Annotated in this window: 13 protein-coding genes and 1 pseudogene; 1 reads left to right on the top strand and 13 read right to left on the bottom strand. The window is 45.7% G+C overall.

The window, feature by feature from the left end; translation table 11 throughout:
- Positions 1–9: 9 nt before the first annotated feature.
- The 4 genes from ACRD7P_RS02005 to ACRD7P_RS01990 all read right to left on the bottom strand — a co-directional run bounded on the left by ACRD7P_RS02005 (position 10) and on the right by ACRD7P_RS01990 (position 4271).
- Positions 10–1089 (bottom strand): heparan-alpha-glucosaminide N-acetyltransferase domain-containing protein, encoded by a 1080-nt coding sequence (locus ACRD7P_RS02005; protein ID WP_430905805.1) that lies wholly within the window; start codon positions 1087–1089, stop codon positions 10–12.
- Complete coding sequence (locus ACRD7P_RS02000) at positions 1082–2311, bottom strand: DUF1028 domain-containing protein (RefSeq protein ID WP_430905804.1); 1230 nt, start codon at positions 2309–2311, stop codon at positions 1082–1084. Before ACRD7P_RS02000 ends, ACRD7P_RS02005 begins: the two co-directional genes overlap by 8 nt.
- A 95-nt stretch (positions 2312–2406) precedes the next feature.
- A complete protein-coding gene (locus ACRD7P_RS01995) occupies positions 2407–3483 on the bottom strand; it encodes a helix-turn-helix domain-containing protein (RefSeq protein WP_430905803.1) in 1077 nt (358 codons plus the stop codon).
- A gap of 62 nt (positions 3484–3545) precedes the next feature.
- Positions 3546–4271 carry a head GIN domain-containing protein gene (locus ACRD7P_RS01990; RefSeq protein ID WP_430905802.1) on the bottom strand — a complete coding sequence of 242 codons (726 nt, stop codon included), beginning with the start codon at positions 4269–4271 and terminating at the stop codon, positions 3546–3548.
- 385 nt (positions 4272–4656) lie between these two features.
- Between ACRD7P_RS01990 and ACRD7P_RS01985 the strand changes: the two genes are divergently transcribed.
- Positions 4657–5820: an acyltransferase family protein gene (locus ACRD7P_RS01985; protein ID WP_430905800.1), complete on the top strand. Its 1164-nt coding sequence runs from the start codon at positions 4657–4659 to the stop codon at positions 5818–5820.
- 105 nt (positions 5821–5925) lie between these two features.
- Here ACRD7P_RS01985 and ACRD7P_RS01980 read toward each other — a convergent pair whose 3' ends face one another.
- The 9 genes and pseudogenes from ACRD7P_RS01980 to ACRD7P_RS01940 all read right to left on the bottom strand — a co-directional run bounded on the left by ACRD7P_RS01980 (position 5926) and on the right by ACRD7P_RS01940 (position 17525).
- Entirely contained in the window at positions 5926–6966 is a 1041-nt protein-coding gene (locus tag ACRD7P_RS01980) for an aldo/keto reductase (RefSeq protein ID WP_430905799.1), read from the bottom strand.
- 25 nt (positions 6967–6991) lie between these two features.
- Positions 6992–8908 carry a nuclear transport factor 2 family protein gene (locus ACRD7P_RS01975; RefSeq protein WP_430905798.1) on the bottom strand — a complete coding sequence of 639 codons (1917 nt, stop codon included), beginning with the start codon at positions 8906–8908 and terminating at the stop codon, positions 6992–6994.
- A gap of 124 nt (positions 8909–9032) precedes the next feature.
- Positions 9033–9941 (bottom strand): helix-turn-helix domain-containing protein, encoded by a 909-nt coding sequence (locus ACRD7P_RS01970; RefSeq protein ID WP_430905797.1) that lies wholly within the window; start codon positions 9939–9941, stop codon positions 9033–9035.
- A gap of 267 nt (positions 9942–10208) precedes the next feature.
- Positions 10209–10751 carry a hypothetical protein gene (locus ACRD7P_RS01965; protein WP_430905796.1) on the bottom strand — a complete coding sequence of 181 codons (543 nt, stop codon included), beginning with the start codon at positions 10749–10751 and terminating at the stop codon, positions 10209–10211.
- A gap of 210 nt (positions 10752–10961) precedes the next feature.
- Positions 10962–11681, bottom strand: a complete 720-nt coding sequence (locus ACRD7P_RS01960) for an SDR family oxidoreductase (RefSeq protein ID WP_430905795.1) — start codon at positions 11679–11681, stop codon at positions 10962–10964.
- Between the two features lie 38 nt (positions 11682–11719).
- Positions 11720–12391 (bottom strand): SDR family oxidoreductase, encoded by a 672-nt coding sequence (locus ACRD7P_RS01955; protein WP_430905793.1) that lies wholly within the window; start codon positions 12389–12391, stop codon positions 11720–11722.
- A complete protein-coding gene (locus ACRD7P_RS01950; protein ID WP_430905792.1) occupies positions 12381–12854 on the bottom strand; it encodes a hypothetical protein in 474 nt (157 codons plus the stop codon). Before ACRD7P_RS01950 ends, ACRD7P_RS01955 begins: the two co-directional genes overlap by 11 nt.
- On the bottom strand, positions 12851–14356 hold the full coding sequence (locus ACRD7P_RS01945; protein WP_430905791.1) for an efflux transporter outer membrane subunit: 1506 nt from the start codon (positions 14354–14356) through the stop codon (positions 12851–12853). The genes ACRD7P_RS01950 and ACRD7P_RS01945 overlap by 4 nt, the downstream gene beginning before the upstream one ends.
- A pseudogene (locus ACRD7P_RS01940) lies at positions 14349–17525 on the bottom strand (efflux RND transporter permease subunit). The gene ACRD7P_RS01945 and the pseudogene ACRD7P_RS01940 overlap by 8 nt, the downstream one beginning before the upstream one ends.
- Positions 17526–17527 lie beyond the last annotated feature (2 nt).

Here is a 17527-nt window from a genome sequence, read left to right as displayed (position 1 = left end):
TATAGTGCTTTAGAAGAGCTTTTTTAGGATACTCCATTTTCTAAGGCTCCATATGGCCGCCCAACTCACACCAAAAACAAATATGGGAGCCGCGATGAGCACTGTCGTTCCGGACAAGGAGTGGTAAAACCATCGGGTGAGTCCGAGGCCGGTGATGCTGCCATAAAGGATTATGGAATGTAGTACGTAAATGGGCAAGGTGTTTTCCCCTATCTTTAAAATGATTCCGGATTTTACATACCGTTGTACCAGCATAAAAAATGCAAACAACAGTAAAATGGTTCCCAAGCGGGCAAAGAGATAGCTGTTGGGCAAGGCCGCTTCGAAAATATGGAAATGGGTAAGGTTTTTCAGGTATTCAATACCTTCATAAGACCGCAATAACAGTATTGTTCCCACGGGTACCATCCACAAAATACTTTTTTTATAAAACATGGTATGGGTAAACCTTCCGGAAAAGGCAAGCGCCAAAAAACCACCGAAGGAAGCAAAGCCGAACCAGGGAACAATGGTAAATACCGAGCCATTTTTTCGGGTAAAATAGTTAGATATTATTTCGGGAAAATGATCATAATCCCAGTTGACATAAACGGATTGATAGCTGAAAAGAAGAACGGTTATACCCAATAACAGTATCCCTAAAAATTCTTTTTTTAAGCGGTCGGTAATCCAATATAACAGCACGATCAAAATTAAGGATAACCCAATGGACTGCAGAACATGTACGATATTGAACGTTGGGTTTATGGCACCTTGCAATAGCCAGAGTAGCCGTAATTGCAACAGGTATCCGATCACAATCAATTTAAGGCCCCGGAACAGTCCCTTTTTTAAACGGGGATTGCCCCATCCCTTTCCGCGATGCCGTTCGAGCAACAAAGTGAATATGAAGCCGGAAATCGTGAAAAATACGGGGGCAGTCAACCCTCTTAAATACCGCCACGCCATAAAAAGGGGATTGTCGAGCACACGGTATTCGTCCGACAAAAGCCCGGCAACAAAATGTCCTTGGAGCATCATCAATATGGCCAAAGTGCGAATAGCGTCAATAAAGGACAATCGTTCTCCGCCAAAGGTATTTTTAGTCATGTAATTCGTTCAGTAGGGCGATAGCCTCCCTATTATCGGCATCGAGCTGTATTGCCTTTTTCAGTTGAAGCCGTCCTTTTTTGTGTTGCCCGCTATGCACGAATGCCTTGCCCAAAAGATAGTGGGTATATGATGAATACGGGTGTTTTTCCAATGTTTTTTCTGCCAGTTGAACGCTTTCGGTATGTTTTTGGAGCACGATCATCGCCATAATGGCACTGTTCCAATCGTTTAGGGTAAAGGTTTCCGGTGTGATAAGGGGATTTATTTTTTCATGATGCCTTAAATAGTAAAATGCGGAAAGGTTGCTGCTCCAGTTAGGATTTTCGGTAAGGGCTTTTTGGATCAACGCTACCGCTTTTTCAGTATTTCCCAGTAGCGAGTGCGCTAATATGAGTTTGCCGTAGATGCCGGTCCACCCGTCGGTAAGCTTTTCTGCTTCGGCAAGGACTGTTTTTGCCCTTTTGATGTTCCCCTGTCGCGCCGCATATAGTGTTTGGTTAACGCGAATTCTACCGTAGTGGTATTGAAGTAATTTTTCTAGGTCTTTAAAAGGGGTTTTTGAATGGTCGACCCGAAGGTCGATTTGGTTGAACCATTCGTTTTCACTTCCTTTCACCACCAAGGCCGCCGATTGTTTTCCCGAAAGTTGTCCTCCCTTTTCCTGACCGGCAAGCAGGCTTTGAAGCAGCCTTTGTGCCAAGGTGCCTTTCGAGTTTTCAAAGCGGGTCGCCATGGCCGATAACACACCTTCGGCAAGCTGGTTTCCCATCACCACATAGTTTTTTCCTTTTTTTGTAACTGCGGCCCCTTTCCAGTAGTGGAGTGCCGCACCTGTAAAGGCATGCCCATTGCCGTTCGCATCAATACCCGACACTTGTCTGAAATGGGCTTCTTTGTCCTGGTCTTTGGTCGTTTCAATGGCTTCCTTTATGGTATGTCCTTTTTGCAGCAGTTCCAGTCCATTGGTTCCGTACATTGGTTCTGTTTCGGCAATAACGGAGAAGGCCCCTATTCCCGGCCTTATGTAAATTGTGGAATTACCGACATACAGGTTGTTGGTTGCTACCGCAACTCCCCATTCCTTAGCTTCGGCATCGTAACCAATGATCGAAAAGGTGGCATTGATGTTTTTATCAAGGGTAAGGCTTGGTAGGTTTTGCGAAAGGAGACCGGTAGGTATCCCTATCAGTAGTAGAACAAGTTGTTTTCCAAAGTGCATTTGTATGACGATTAAAAGGTTGCTATGCTATGAGGGACAAATGAACCGAATTCAGTGAAAACAAGGGTGCCAAAATGTAATCTGGTACCAGAAAATTAATCGACGGGTATTTTTTCTTTGTAGGCCGCAGGCGTTGTGCCGGTCATTTTTTTGAAGGTGCGGTTGAAGGTGGTTTTCGAATTGAAGCCGCTGTCGTAGGCCATACCCAATATGGTGACATTGTCATACATTGTGTTTTTAAATTTTTGGATGACCGAATCGATGCGATACTCGTTGATGAAATCGGAAAAACTTTTGTTCAACCCATCGTTTATGGTCTGTGAAATGGTATTGGCGGGGATACCGAGTTCATTGGCCAAGGATTGTAAGGTCAGTTCCGGGTCCAAATAATATTCTTCCGTTTCCATTTTTGATTTCAACCACTGCGCACGTTCCAAAAGTGCCGGAGACGTTTCCTTATCCGATCTTTTAATTTTCTTCGGTGCGATGACGGTTACAAGGTCGGGGCTTAAGAGTGCTTTTAGCGTTGCCCAGAGCGTGAAGAACCAAATGGCCATAAAAAAAGGATAGGTATCGTAGTCGCTGATATAGGCATTGAACCCGAGGGCGTTGATAAGGGAATAGCCGAGATATAGCGACCAAAGTCCTCCAAATATCAAAAGTGTCCTTTTCCAAGGTCTCGATTCTTTTGACGTTGCGATCTTGGAAGCAATAAAACAATATATAATGATGGAGATGACACCAAAAAAAGGCAATAGAAAACGGGAACTGACCATGGAATACCTGCGATAGTCGTCAAACGGGCCTTCAGGGTAATTGAAGTAAAAAATGGTCCACTCGATTATTAAGGGTATAAAATGCACGGCATCGCTCCACTGCACCCTAGCCGTTTCCGAAAAACGGTTTTTGGTATACAAATAGAGCAATGGTCCAATGGCAAAAAAGGAGGAAAAGGGTACCCACCTAAGCGTTATGATGGTGTCGGTAAGTCCGTTGGTGTTGATAACGAGCCAACACTGCCAAAGCGCAAGTACTATGGGTACCATTCCCAAAAAACGGTTGGCGATCCGGTGTTGTTTTTTCGCGGCCAACAACAGTATACCAAACCCTACGCCCAATATAATGGAGATGAGGGTGCCAAAGCTGGCAATGGTATGTAAGGGTTGCTCCAAGAATACGGTTTGAACGAATGGTCGAAACTAAGATAACAAAACTTGCGCGCCCGGGAGGAACATTAATAATTCGTTACCGTTCCCGATTTGGAGGTGCCCTGTTTCAGCTGCGCGCCACCGGTAAAAAGAATATTCCCGCCGGTACTGGCATCTGCAAAAAGGACCTCGCTCACGTTTATTTTTGCCTTGCCGCCATAACTTGCGTTAATTTGGCAAGTGGTACTTTGGAGTGCTTCGGCTTGGATATCGCTTCCCGAACTTACGGCCATGCGCACCTCTTTTGCGATTCCGGAGATGGTGATTCGAGCCCCTTCCATTCCTTCCGTTCGCAGATAGTCACTTTTTGTATTTACAACAATGACCGATCCGGTGCGCCCGTTGAGGTAAAGGCTGTCCCCGACGATGGTTCCCAAGCCCTTAATTCCAGCACCCGTATCGGTTCGCAAAGTTTTGATACGTGGCAGTGTTACATAAATGTTTTTGGTGGCACGGCCTATCCCTTTTAGGGTATGTATGCGTAACGTTTCTTTCTCGATTTCGGTAACGATCCTGTCGATTATATTTTCATCCGATTCCACGGTAATCTTCAGCGAATCGCCTTGGGTTACGTACACTTTTAGGTCTTCTGAGGCAATTATGGTATTAAAAGCGGAAGCTACGGGTCTTGAAATCAGAACAACGGTTCCATTGCCCTTTAACCCACCATTGCTGTCGATGTCGTAGGCACAGGAATGCAACAATCCTAGGATAACCGCAATCGATAAAAAAAATTTGAACGTTTTTTTCATGGTCGGGGTAAATATCGTGAAATATTAAAATAACGTGAGCTCGATTAAAAAAATGGTTTTTTAATAAAATGAATGCTGTAAAGCAGCTCTTTACATTTTATTTGGCGTTCTCTTCATTTCTTTTGCTTGTCCAAAAGAAATGGAAACAAAGAAAAAGACACTTTTTCGCAGGGATTTTTCAGTCTGCGACCAAAAACCGTCTTGCAAACTCCACGGCCTCTGGCCTTGATTTCGGAGCTTTGCCGCGACGATCCTTTCGAAAAGAAAACATCCGTCAGCGAAAAACATGGGGTTTTTAAGTCGAACCCATGGTAAAATAGGCAACGATGGTCGGTAAGAAATCGATGCGCTTTATTTTTTGGTAGCATATAGTATTACTTTTGAAGTGCGAACAAAAACTGTAACCATCTTGAATGCCAATACGCTCCGAACCAAAAGAAATACAGGAATAGATATACTCAGGGGAATTTGCATCCTGGCCGTGATGCTGCTGCACTTGAACATCCACTTCGGATTTTCCAAAAGCTTTTTAAAAGAATGGTTGCCCAAAAAACTCTTTACCCTGTTGTTTTGGAACGGTTATAATGGGGTAGTGGTATTCTTTACCATATCAGGTTTTTTGATAACGGGTTCGATACTTAAAAGGTGGGGACATCTTTCAAGCATTGGTATCAAGAGTTTTTATTGGTTTCGGGTTGCAAGGATACTACCGATGTTGGTGGCATTGTTGGCGCTGTTGTCGATTCTGCATCTTACCGGGGTTCCTGGTTTTGTGATTCCCGAGACCAAAACCTCGTTGCTTAGGGCCATTTTTTCGGTGTTGACCTTTCATGTCAACTGGTTGGAAATTCAAGTGGGCTATTTGCCCGCGAACTGGGACGTGCTTTGGTCTATTTCCATAGAAGAAAGTTTTTACCTGTTCTTTCCGTTGATATGCCTCTTTTTAAAAAAGGAATGGCACTTCGTTTTTTTCTTTTTGGTCTTTTTGGTGGTTTCCCCTTGGGCACGTACCGCCTGGTATCCCGATAATGAATTGGGTTCCAAAAATCATCTTGCCTTTTTGGATGCCATCGCTTTCGGTTGTCTGACGGCCATTATCGCTTTTCGGGTTGCCCTGCCCAAAATGGTAACGATCTTTGCGTTATGGTCGGGTTGGGCGTTGATCGTTCTCGTTTTTGTCTTCAAAAGCGTTGTATACAAGTCAGGCTTGGTCGGCTTTGGGCTGGATATGACCCTACAATCCCTGGGCGCCGCATTGCTGTTATTATGGATGCACGATAACTATCGGTCGGGAAAGCAGAAAAATCGATTTTTGCTGGACTGGTTGCGGCGCATGGGAGTGTATAGTTATGAAATTTACCTGACCCATATGTTCGTCATCATTTTCGGGGCACAGGTATATAAAAAGCTTGCCCTGGACGCAAATTGGCTCGTACCGTATACGTTAAGCTTACTAGTGCTATCCTACTGGGTGGGCAAGTTGGTGTTTACCTATTTTTCCGAACCCGTGAATTTGTGGTTGAGAAGAAAAAGGGTTTTGCCCCAATGATATGATTACCATAGGAATACGATCGATGTACAGGCCTATGCCAAATAACATAACCGATGCCTTTTCGGGCACCGGTCATGTTCTGTGTTTTAGAGGGTATATCGGTTAATACACATTGGGGCGATCGTGAACAATATTTTCAAGCTGACCACCATAGGTGACCGCTTGTGTTGCCTTGAGAAAATCGTGTGGAAAGCCCATTTCGATGGTACTCTCTGTTTTCAATAGCGCCATATCTTCCTCCGGAATTTCAAAATCGATACCTTTTAAATTCGATTCGATATGGCTAAGCTTAGTACCTCCAAGTATTGGAATGATGCCCTGTTGTTTTACAAAACTAATGGCAACGGTAGAGGGGCTTACATTGTTTTTTTTAGCAACTTCCATCACCTTTGCTGCGATGCCCAAATTCCGTTCCGATAAGGCTGCGAACTCCGACTTGTCCAATCTTCTATTGCCCTTTTCTTTACTGGATGTGTCGTTATACTTTCCAGTAAGGATACCGGACGATAATGGTGACCATCCCAAGGTGGTCATCCCTTCCGCTTTTGCCATAGGCAACAATTCCCGCTCTCCTGTTCTTTGGATCAAGCTGTATTCGATCTGTGAGGCATCAAACGCTGTTAATCCATTTTGACGGGCATACATATTCGCTTTGGAGATGACCCATGCAGGGGCATCGGAGATTCCCAAATACAATATTTTTCCTTGTTTTATCATATCGTCAAGGGAGCGCATGACCTCTTCCACGGGCGATAAAAAATCCCAAGAATGCAACCAAAAGATATCGATGTAATCGGTGTCCAAACGCTTTAAGCTTCTGTGAAGGGACCGCATCATGCTCTTACGGCTGTTACCGGCTAAATTTGGGTCGTTTCCCGGCATTGCATCGGTGTACTTGGTTCCCAAAACGAGGGAGTCCCGTTCACTTTTAATAAACGCTCCCACAAATTTTTCACTGGTTCCGCCGGTATATATCTCATTTGCCGTGTCGATAAAGTTTCCACCGGCTTTGGTGTAGGCGTCGAACATTTTTTTGCTTGTCTCCTTATCGGCACCCCATCCCGCTTCTGTTCCAAAGGTCATCGTTCCCAAGGCAACTTCCGATACTTTTAATCCTGTGTTTCCCAATAATCTGTATTTCATAATATGTAGTTTTAAAAAGTTGTTCTTATTTCAAATAGGTTACTACTTCGCTCATGACCGTATTCACGGCATTTTTATCGAAGTATAGCTGTTGTTGGTTGAATTCATTGTGCCATTTGATGTCTTTTTTGCCTTTTAAATGGCCGTAGAAGGCTTTGGTCCCTTGAGGCAGGGCGCCACTTTCACTATGAACGATAAATACCGGTTGTGTAATTTCTTTACCGGCACTGATACCATCGAACGTCAACCAAGGTTCCCAACTGCTCACGGCAAATAAATTATCATATTTGGGGCCGGCCGCCTTTGCGGGGTTCAGGTAATAGTCAAAGGCGTTTTCCGGAACGTACATGGCGCTTAAGGGGTCCAACTCACTCGCTGCAAGCACATAGTCCATTATGCCCGTGGTGGCATATTTTTCTTTCGCGGCCTTGGCGGAAGCGAGCAAACCTTCGGTTCCACCGGGGCGCATATCATAAATATGCTTGGCAATATCGGCATCGTGCAGCCAGGGCGCTACCAGTACCAGTTTGGTGATTCTCCTATCCTTGGCAGTGGCGTGGGCCATGTAACCCGAACTGGCACATACCCCCAAACCGGTGAGATTTTCCATGTCTACGTTGGAATGCCCCTCCAGATAATCGACCGCTGCCTTTATATCGGCAATTTTCAAGCGGTAATCCTCTACAAATCGTGGCTGGCCCTCACTTTCTCCAAAGCCGGTAAAATCGAAGGTCAAGGTGATAAAGCCTTCCAAGGCCATAATACTGGCATATTCATCTGGCATTTGCTCCTTTACGCTCGTCCAACTTCCGGTTACCAAGGCTGTGGGGTACTTTTCATCGGCGTTGAAGTTGGGCGGTAAAAACAAGTGTCCTTTCAATTGCATTCCGTTACTAAAAAACTGTACCGTTTCCATAGTAACACCCGAATCGGTTCTGGCACCGGCCTCATGCATGGAGTATGTTGCCGGTTGCAGTCCCGGCCAACTAGCAAGTAAAATCTTGGGATTGAAGTATTCGATAAACGTGACTATTTTACCCTTGTTGTCAAGCGTGAATATGCCTACATAAGCGTTATTGTAAGGTTTTCCTTCGGTGGTGGTGATCGTACCCTTGTATTTTACCAAAACCACATTCGGATTTTGTGTTGCAAAATATTCCCGTTCATACTTTTGGGTGTAGGCCATAACACTTGTGTATTGTTTTTTGAGTTCCGCTATCCCGTTCAAGGTTTTTGGGAAATTTTCAGGGGACAAGGGCATTTTTTGAACGGCGTTGGGCGCCATTGTTGCGAGCACGTTTTCTAAATTCCCTTTTTCAAGGGCCATGAAAAAAGCTTCCAAGGGCTTTGTTTTGGACGCATCTACTTCGGTAAAATCGGAAATCGTTCCGTTCGCAACCGCTTCCATAGCCTTCTGCGGCAACCCTAGGTTTCCATATTGTCCATAAAGGCTAAGGTCGATACGGGCCAATTTCCATTGTCCTTCTTTTTTTATGAATTCGGTATCATATCCCGCAAATACGGTCCATTCCTCATTGGCCAGATAATGTGTAGCGATACCTTCAAAATTGCCGGTAGCGCGGTTTCCGGCAACGGCAACGGTAAAATTGTGCAGGTGATGTACCGTTCGATCAAAGCCTGGAAGCAGCTTTTGCCAGCCGTTTACGATAGCTTGGGGCGTACTAAATCCGGGTGCTCCTCCCAAACCACTGTAATCGATATATACCGAATCGGACATAAGCCCTGTTACTACATCCCAATTTCTGTTATCCGTTTCTGCGAACAACGTTTCCAAAACCTTGATTACCGTTGCTTGTTCCGCAGCCGTTTTTGGTGTTTTCAAAATTTCCATAGCTGTTCTTTTTTTTGTTGTTGAATTGCTTTTCTCATTTTTAAAGGCAAAAAGTCCGAAGGCTAATATTCCTATTATGATTGTTTTCATCACCGTTGTTTTTATTTGTTGGTACAAAGCTATGGCAAGGGAAAGACCGTTGTGCTAAGCGATCTATAGCGAGAAGTACGGAATTCAAAGTTTGATTGGTAGTAAAGGAGGTTGCGCCCGCTTTTTAAACTGATTTTCGGTATTGCGAGGGTGTCATTCCCATTTGTTTTTTAAAAAAAATGGCAAAATGGTTCGGGTAGTTGTAGTATAGCTCAAAAGCAATTTCTTTAACCGATTTGTCGGTGTTCAGAAGTTTGGATTTTGCCAAGGAAAGAATATGACGGTAGATATGTTCCGATGCCGAAATATCCGTAATCCGTTTTATGACCGCATTAAAATGGTTGGGGTGTAAGGACAGTTTGTCCGCGTAGTACTGTACTTGATGCGGTCGCAATTCGTCATATGCCTGATCGGGATGAAAGCCGATTTCCAAAAGGGATTTAAACCGACTGACTAGATGTAGATCTTGTGAACGTTCATTGTAGGAAGTACCATCGACCGCTGCGGAGGTGTAGTTGCGCGCCACCTTATGTAGCATAATGTGGATATAGTGCCTGATGATCGTTTTACCGGTAGGGAGGTCCATAGCGTGTTCTTCGAACATATCCATGAACATTTTGGTAATGGGTTCCGCTTCCTTTTCAGTAAGGGATATCGGCGCTGTTCTATAGGCCAATAGAAAGGGATACTGCTCTGTGATGCGTTTTTGTGAAAGGGTATTTCGATAAAAATCCTCGGAAAAAATAATATAAAAACCCTTCCAATCGGGGGGGATGTCCCACTGCAGAATCTGATAGGGCGAATTGAAGAAAATTGTAACGTTTAAATTTTCGGTAGAGTAGTTGCCGGTTTTGGCAAAACCGCCGCCATCCAACTTGATCGCTACGGCATAGAATTCGTGTTTGAAGGGGGGCATCTGTTGCCGTACGGTTTTCATATTGTCCTCAAAGCTTCGGATGTCAAAACCGTCCCATTTGGGGGCGGATATCTGAATGCCTTCGCAATATTCCCGTAGTGTAGAAAAGTGTTTCACCTTTTTAAAATTACAAAAACAAAAAATAGTGCACAGGGGATATCCCTTTTTTCGGAGGGGTACTTCCCCCGTGTTTTAACATGCCGAGGAAAATACTGTAGGTTTAATACCATTTTAACTTTGAAATAGCACTAATAAATCGTTTCTTTTTCAGCTGTTCTTCGTTAAAAAATATAACCGTAGCTAAGGCTATGCTTAGATTTTTTGCCTCGAACAACTAAAAAATAATTCAATTTCTATATGCGCGATTTCAAAGTTAAAATGGTATTATTCCCCATCGAATTCGCCGGTAACCAGGGTGTCCATAAATTGGACGCCCTCTTGGTTGAAATAGATCAACTCCAAATAGTGCCCAAGGAGTTCTCGCATGTCAAAATAGCAGAATTTTGAGATACCGGTAATACCAGCGGAAAAGGTACTTTCAAAACCTTTTGCTTCAAGCAGATCAACGGCATCCGTATAGCCCTGTAGGTCGTTATCGAACCTTGTACCCATATGATGAAATTGAAGGTCAAAGGAATTCTTCTTCAATGCGGCCCCATATAGCTCCAAGGGAAACCCTTCCAAGGGATGGACCAGCTCTAAATTGATGTTGCCGCCATTGGCCCAGGCGGCGTTTACCTTTGCATTCGAATCGTGCTGACCCTTGTAGCGTTGATTTTCGAAGGGAACATCCCTCATGACCAAAAATTTAGGAATATCGAATTTATATTTTAGCTTTTCCATTGCTTTTTCCAAGTCATTGGTAACCCAACAGATTTGAAATGTTTTTGCCCATATATCCGTGATCTTAAGTGTATTGCTTTTCATTTTTTGTTTTCTAACAAATTCATATAAAGCTGCTTTTGTGTTCTCTAAACTTGGTTCGTTTCCTCTTTTCTATTCTTCGGAACCCTTTAACCCATAGTCGAGAAGAAACAGGGGCTAATGCGATTCGTTCGATATCAAGAAAGAAATCGATCAAAATTTCCCATCCGTCAGGCATTGGCTTACAAGCCATCGGTCATCCTTTATGATACTTTATAATGAATGTAATCCGCCGTCGACGAGTACCGTACTGCCGGTCATGTAAGGGTTGGTCAAAGTCATATAAAACGCATGGGCCAGTTCTTTGGGCGTGCCAAGGTGTTTTACGGGCAAGGTTTCTTTGGCCCAATCGGTATAACGGTCTTTTTCGGCTTTGGTCCAAACACCGGTTCCCACAACCCCGGGCGCTATGGTATTTACCCGGGTAGGGGCAATTTCCAAGGCCAAGGATTTGGCAAATATGTCGACTGCGGCACTTGCGGCATTCATAACGGAAGCTCCGCTTTTTGAGGGGCTGTAAATGGACATGCTCGAGGTAAATACCATGGCGCCTCCTTGGGAGATATGGTTGGCGGCCGCTCTGGCCACATTAAACGTTCCCCAAAACTTTTGTAACCCCCGTGTCGCCTTTTCGGTAGGCATACTTTTTATGGGGGACATTAACTTTGTCTCATCCGAAACCGCTGAAAAACTTAAAAAATCAAAAGCACCGATTTGGTCGAATACGGCGTTGACCGCATCACCGTTAAGCATGTCCATAGCAAAAATATGGGATTCTCCAGGTAGTTCGTTTTGGACTTCCTTTAGTTTGGATTCGGTTCTGCTCAGGAGATACACGATCGCTCCTTTTTCGGAAAAAAGGTGTGCAAGGGAACGACCGATACCGGAGGAGGCCCCTACGATGATCGCTTTTTTGTTTTTTACCGAGATCATACAATCAAATTTTAGGTTTTACAATGGCCTTCTTTTTTCTATCCGTTCCAAGTCCCCATACGTTCGCCTCCGTCCACATCGATGACCGTTGCCGTAACGGCGGCATTGCCAACTACCGCATAGATCATTTGGGCTACATTTTCGGTCGTACCGTTATGTTCGGTCAGTTGTCTATCGGGATTCATGCCTATCCCGCCAGGGGAAATTGCATTTATCCTTATCGGCGCAAGATCGATGGCCGCTTGCTTTACCAGGGCGTTCAAGCTGCCATGTAAACTTCCCCAAACCCCATATCCTTTTAAAGGTGTTTTTGCACTACTTCCCGATATTAAGGTTACGGAACCGTTTCTCTGCAATACTTCTGAAGAAAGGTGAAGCACATTATAGCTTATCCAAAACCGTTGGAACGCTTTTTTGGCATTCGCTTCGGAAGTGTTATGTATTCCTCCCGCGTTAGCCCTAACCGAAATCGTAACAATGATATGGTCTATTTTACCGATACCTAGGAGCGTTCTTTTTAGCCGTTCTGCATCCGAAGCGTCAACAAGGGCATAAGTGCAATTTGGACCCAAACGTTTTGACACCCTGACCAAGGTTGTCTCCGTTCTACCGGAGATCACTACCTGATAGCCATTTTGGATCAAAACCGCTGCGGTAGCCAATCCCATTCCGCTGCCTCCCCCTAAAATAAATACAACTTCATTTTTCATAAATGCTCAAGTTTTGGGTTATGGTGCGATACGTATTCGGTATGGTATTGCCATAAAAGAGTGTTACTTTTTTAATTTTATCCTTTTCCGTGGTATACACGATTGCCTGTGCGATAGCGTTGCGGGCTTCTTTTAATGGAGCGATGACCAGCTGTGCTACTTTATGGTCTTCTATGACCCAAACGATGTTCGCACTATCGTTTTGCAAGATACCGCAGAGTTGTCCGATACCGGCAAAGAATTTTTCTATACCCACATATAGCAGCTTGTTCCGGTCGGCTTTATGGACCATAAAGAGTATATCTTTCCCAAGATACGAAGCCAAGATACGCATGTTTTGAAGTTTTATGGCATTGATGCAATTTTCAACGATGGTCAATGTCCTTTTTTCTGTGATTTTTGGGTGTACCATGTCTTGGCCAACAATTTTTACTACTCGGCTAGCGGCATTGTTCGTTATCATTTTTTGTTTTTTGAACTATCGTTCTCCTTCATTTTAGCATACTTGGTGTTTATTTCTTCCTCGGAAATGATTTCCCATCCGCCGCCCAATGCTTTGTAAATTGCGATGAGGTTAGTGGCGGAGCGTGTTTCGCTTATGGCCAATTGATTTTGGGCGATAAGCAAGGTTTGTTCCGCGTTCAGATAGTCCAAAAAATCGTCCAATCCGGCTTCGTAACGCTGTCCCGCAAACTTGGCCGCTTCGGCGCTGGCCTTGGCCGCTTCTTTTAACATGGACAGTCTTTCCAATTCCAACGTATAGTTGCTCATTGCGGTGTTTATTTCCTCCAAAGCCCGCAACACGGTTTTTTCATAGGAATTCACTAGGGCCAGGGTAAGCCCATCTTGTTGGTCTATGTTTTTTTTGACCCGCCCCAAATTGAACGCCGCCCAGTTTATGGATGGGGCGAGCCCCCAAGTGAAGGACTCATTGTCTCCAAAACTGTTGAAATCGATTGCCGAAAAGCCTACGGTGCCCCCGAAAGTGATTTTTGGGTAGAGTTCCGCCACGCTGATATTGTAACGTGCTATTTGCTGCGCCAGTTCACTTTCTGCCCGCATAATGTCGGGCCGTCTATGGATAAGGTCGACCGAATTGCCTACCAATACCGAAACGGGCAGTGATGGCAGTGGTCGTTGTTGGAGCAGATCGGTTTCCAAGGTGCCGGGAATTTTCCCGGTCAGCACGCTCAACCGATTGATAATGGCCGTTATGGTCGCCCGTAAGGGGGGTATGGTAGCACGGGTGGTCTCCAATTGTGCCTTGGCACGGGACACATCCAAGCTATTGCTGGTACCGGCATTGGCCAAACGTTCGGTCAGTTCAAAGGTTTCCTGTTGGCTATGGAGGTTTTCCATGGCTATGGTCAACTGGTTCTGAACACCGCGAAGCTCCATATAATTACGGGCCACCTCCGCAAATATGGAAAGGTAGATGTGCTGCATTTCGGCCAAGGTAGCCTGCTCGGCGCCTTTGGCCCCTTTGATGCGGTTTTTGACCCTTCCAAAAAGATCGATTTCCCAAAAGGCATCAAAACTACCGTCATATTGACTGAAGGTCGGATTAACGCCCGAAGCAAAAATATTCTGTCCCAAACGTTGTCTTGAAAAGGAACCATTGGCATCGACGGTGGGAAACCGATCGAACTTCGTACGTTTTACCAATGCCCTGGATGCCTGGAAATTGGCTATCGCGGCATTAATGTCCAAGTTTTCAAGACGGGCATTGCCTATCAAAGTGTCCAAAACAGGATCTTCAAAAGCTTCCCACCAAGCAATGATCGGTTCCGATGCAACAAAGCGCTCCGAGCTGTCCTTTTCGACCAGATAATTCATAGGGAGTTCCTCAAGGGTATCCGAAGAAACCTGAAAACTTCGTTTGGTTATGCCGCACGAATAGATCATCAACACGATGCCGGTCAAAAACATGCCCTTTACACTATGGTTCGTTCTTGTGTTATGCATGTTTCTCCGGGTTAAGGGTTGGCGCCAATTTTTCTGTTTTACCGATAAGCCCTAGCTTTCTACAGAGCACATAGAACAGGTGAGTGAGAAAGAGTCCAAAGAAGGTGACCCCAAGCATTCCAATGAACACCGCCGTGCCCAAGGCATTGCGCATTTCACTTCCCGCGCCCGATGCTATGACCAAGGGGACAACCCCTAAGATGAAGGCAAAAGACGTCATCAGTATGGGGCGTAATCGTAGTTTTGCGGCCGCTATGGCCGCTTTTTTAAGGGCCATGCCCTCTTCTTCCAGCTGTTTGGCAAATTCGACGATGAGGATGGCGTTCTTACTGGCCAGACCGATGAGCACTACCATACCGATCTGCGTAAGAATATTGTTATCCATGCCCAATGCGTCCAGGCCCAACAATGCGGACAAAAGCCCCATGGGTACGATCAAAATGATTGAGAATGGGATCAACCAGCTTTCAAATTGTCCCGCGAGCAATAGAAAAATAAACAATACGGCCAGCCCGAACGCCACTCCTGCGGTGCCGCCGGCCTTTTTTTGTTGATAAGCGATCTCCGTCCATTCATAGCTGAAACCGTCCGGTAAATGTTCTTCGGCCAAACGCTCCATCGCCGCTAGGGCGTCACCGGAGCTAACTCCCGGGGCGCCTTCACCATTGAGTCCGGTAGCGGCGTACAAATTGTAGCGTTGTACGCGTGCAGGGCCGGCAATATCCTTAAACCGGACCACGCTTCCCAAGGGCATCATTTCACCTTTTGTATTGCGCACCTTTATACGTCCGATATCGTCGGGTGTCAAACGGTACGGGGCGTCCGCTTGGGCGGTCACGCGATAGGTCCGTCCCAGATAGTTGAAATCGTTTACATAGGCGGAACCCAGATAGATTTCCAGCGCACGGAAGACCTCGGTTATGGGAACGCCCAATTTCTCGGCCTTTACGCGATCAATATCCAAGAACAATTGCGGGGTAGCGGTGTTGAAAACGGAAAAGACGTTGGCGAGGGCGGGATCTTGATTGGCGGCCATGGCCAATTCCTGGGTGGCCTTGGATAGCGCTTCCAGACCATTGTTCTTTCTATCCTGGATCATCATTTTAAATCCGCCGCCGTTGCCGATACCGCGTACGGGCGGCGGAACAATGGTAATGATATTGGCATCGCCGTTCGCTCCGGTCTTCTGGCGTACTTCATTGAGCAGGTCTTCATAAACATATCCTTTTTCGTTACGTACGTCAAAGTCTTCCAGCGTGGTAAAAATCGCTGCGGCATTCGAAGAAATGGTACTCGTAGCACCGTCAAAACCGGCAAAGGCGATGGCATCTTTCATACCATCGATACTTTTGATGGTTTTGATGGCATCGTTCACCACTGCCTCCGTTCTGGACAAGGAAGCTCCCGGGGGCAATTGTATTACGGTAATAAAATAGCCCTGGTCTTGAGCGGGGATAAAGCCGGTAGGTACGCGACCAAATTCCAAACCTGTTACAACCAACAGGCCGATATAAATGATAAAAACCATGCCCCCTTTGCGGACAAGACCGGACACATTTGAGCCGTATCGGTCGGACATTCGGTCCATTCCCTTGTTGAAACTACTGGTGAATTTATGGGTAAGTTTTCCCAAAAAAGAGCGGGAGGTACCTTTAGAAGGGGCATGAGGCCTTAGCAATAAGGTGGCAAGGGCCGGGCTTAGGGTAAGGGAAACAAAAACCGAGATCATTGTCGCCACCGCTATGGTCAGACCGAACTGCTTGTAAAACTGTCCGGAAATGCCCCCTAAAAAGGTCGTTGGAAGAAAAACGGCCACCAATACCAGTCCTATGGCTATGAGCGCTCCGCCCACTTCGTCCATCGTTTTTCGGGCCGCTTCCCTAGAGGTCATGCCTTCGGCCAACCTCCGTTCCATATTTTCTACTACTACAATGGCGTCATCCACAACGATACCGATGGCCAGTACCAGACCGAACAGCGAAAGGTTGTTCAAGGAAAACCCTGCCGCTTGCATGATGCCGAAGGTCCCGACCAAGGATACGGGTATGGCCACAATGGGAATGATCGCCGCCCTCCACGATTGTAAAAAGAGCAGAATGACGAAGATTACCAGTACAATGGCTTCAAAGATAGTGTCCACCACGGCCGAAATGGATTCTTCCACGAATTCCGTGGGATTATAGGAAATGGTGTATTCGAGGCCTTTAGGAAAATCCTTGGAGAGCCGCTCCATGGTAGTGACAATACTCTCCGCCGTTTCAACGGCATTAGATCCCGGACGTTGGGATATGGGAATGGCAACGGCCTTGTCCCCATTTAGAATACCACGGGTCACATAACTCTCGGATCCTATTTCAACACGGCCGATATCCCGTAACTGTACGATACTGCCGTCATCGCCCGACTTTATAATAATGTTTTCAAATTCTTCACTGGATTGTAACCGCCCCTGTGTCTGTATGCTTAGTTCAAAGGAGTTTTGTTCCCCGATTGGGGATTGGTTCAAGGTGCCGCTCGCAATTTGTGCATTTTGTCCGCGCAAGCGTTCCAATACTTCGCCAGCGGTAATTTCCAAGGAGGCAATTTTGTCGGGATCCAACCATATGCGCATGGAGTAGGCGCTTGCACCGAACAGTTATATGTCCCCGACACCGTTCAACCGTGCCAGTTCGTCCCGGAGTTGCAACACCGCATAGTTACCGATAAAGGTCTGATCAAAGGTTTCGTCGGGAGAATATAGGTTGACCACCAATAAGAGGTCGGGAGATCTTTTTTGCGTGGTAATGCCCAACTGCCTTGCTTGGGTAGGCAATCGGGATTCTGCCTGTGAAACCCTGTTTTGTACCAAAACCTGCGCCTGATCTAGGTTCGTTCCCAATTCGAAGGTGACGTCCAAACTCATGACACCGTCACTGGTAGATTGGGAGGTCATATAGATCATTCCCTCTACTCCGTTCACTTCCTGTTCAATGGGCGTGGCAATACTGTTCGCAACCGTTTCCGCACTTGCTCCGGGATAGGCCGCCCGCACGTTTACGGTAGGCGGTGCAACGTCCGGGAATTGTGATATGGGCAATTGAAAATAGGCAAGACCCCCGACCAAAATGATAATGATGGAGAGGACGGCGGCAAGTATCGGTCTGTCTATAAATAGATGGCTAAACTTCATAG

Source organism: Maribacter sp. 2-571 (genome assembly GCF_050589625.1).
GTDB lineage: Bacteria > Bacteroidota > Bacteroidia > Flavobacteriales > Flavobacteriaceae > Pelagihabitans.
The sequence above is the reverse complement of the archived record's forward strand: the minus strand, read 5'-3'. Positions and strand labels throughout refer to the sequence as shown.

Coding starts and splice junctions, on each gene's coding strand:
- ACRD7P_RS01950 (WP_430905792.1), bottom strand. CDS start 12,854: ATGATAACGAACAATGCCGCTAGCCGAGTAGTAAAAATTGTTGGCCAA.
- ACRD7P_RS01990 (WP_430905802.1), bottom strand. CDS start 4,271: ATGAAAAAAACGTTCAAATTTTTTTTATCGATTGCGGTTATCCTAGGA.
- ACRD7P_RS01955 (WP_430905793.1), bottom strand. CDS start 12,391: ATGAAAAATGAAGTTGTATTTATTTTAGGGGGAGGCAGCGGAATGGGA.
- ACRD7P_RS01960 (WP_430905795.1), bottom strand. CDS start 11,681: ATGATCTCGGTAAAAAACAAAAAAGCGATCATCGTAGGGGCCTCCTCC.
- ACRD7P_RS01980 (WP_430905799.1), bottom strand. CDS start 6,966: ATGAAATACAGATTATTGGGAAACACAGGATTAAAAGTATCGGAAGTT.
- ACRD7P_RS01975 (WP_430905798.1), bottom strand. CDS start 8,908: ATGAAAACAATCATAATAGGAATATTAGCCTTCGGACTTTTTGCCTTT.
- ACRD7P_RS01965 (WP_430905796.1), bottom strand. CDS start 10,751: ATGAAAAGCAATACACTTAAGATCACGGATATATGGGCAAAAACATTT.
- ACRD7P_RS01945 (WP_430905791.1), bottom strand. CDS start 14,356: ATGCATAACACAAGAACGAACCATAGTGTAAAGGGCATGTTTTTGACC.
- ACRD7P_RS02000 (WP_430905804.1), bottom strand. CDS start 2,311: ATGCACTTTGGAAAACAACTTGTTCTACTACTGATAGGGATACCTACC.
- ACRD7P_RS02005 (WP_430905805.1), bottom strand. CDS start 1,089: ATGACTAAAAATACCTTTGGCGGAGAACGATTGTCCTTTATTGACGCT.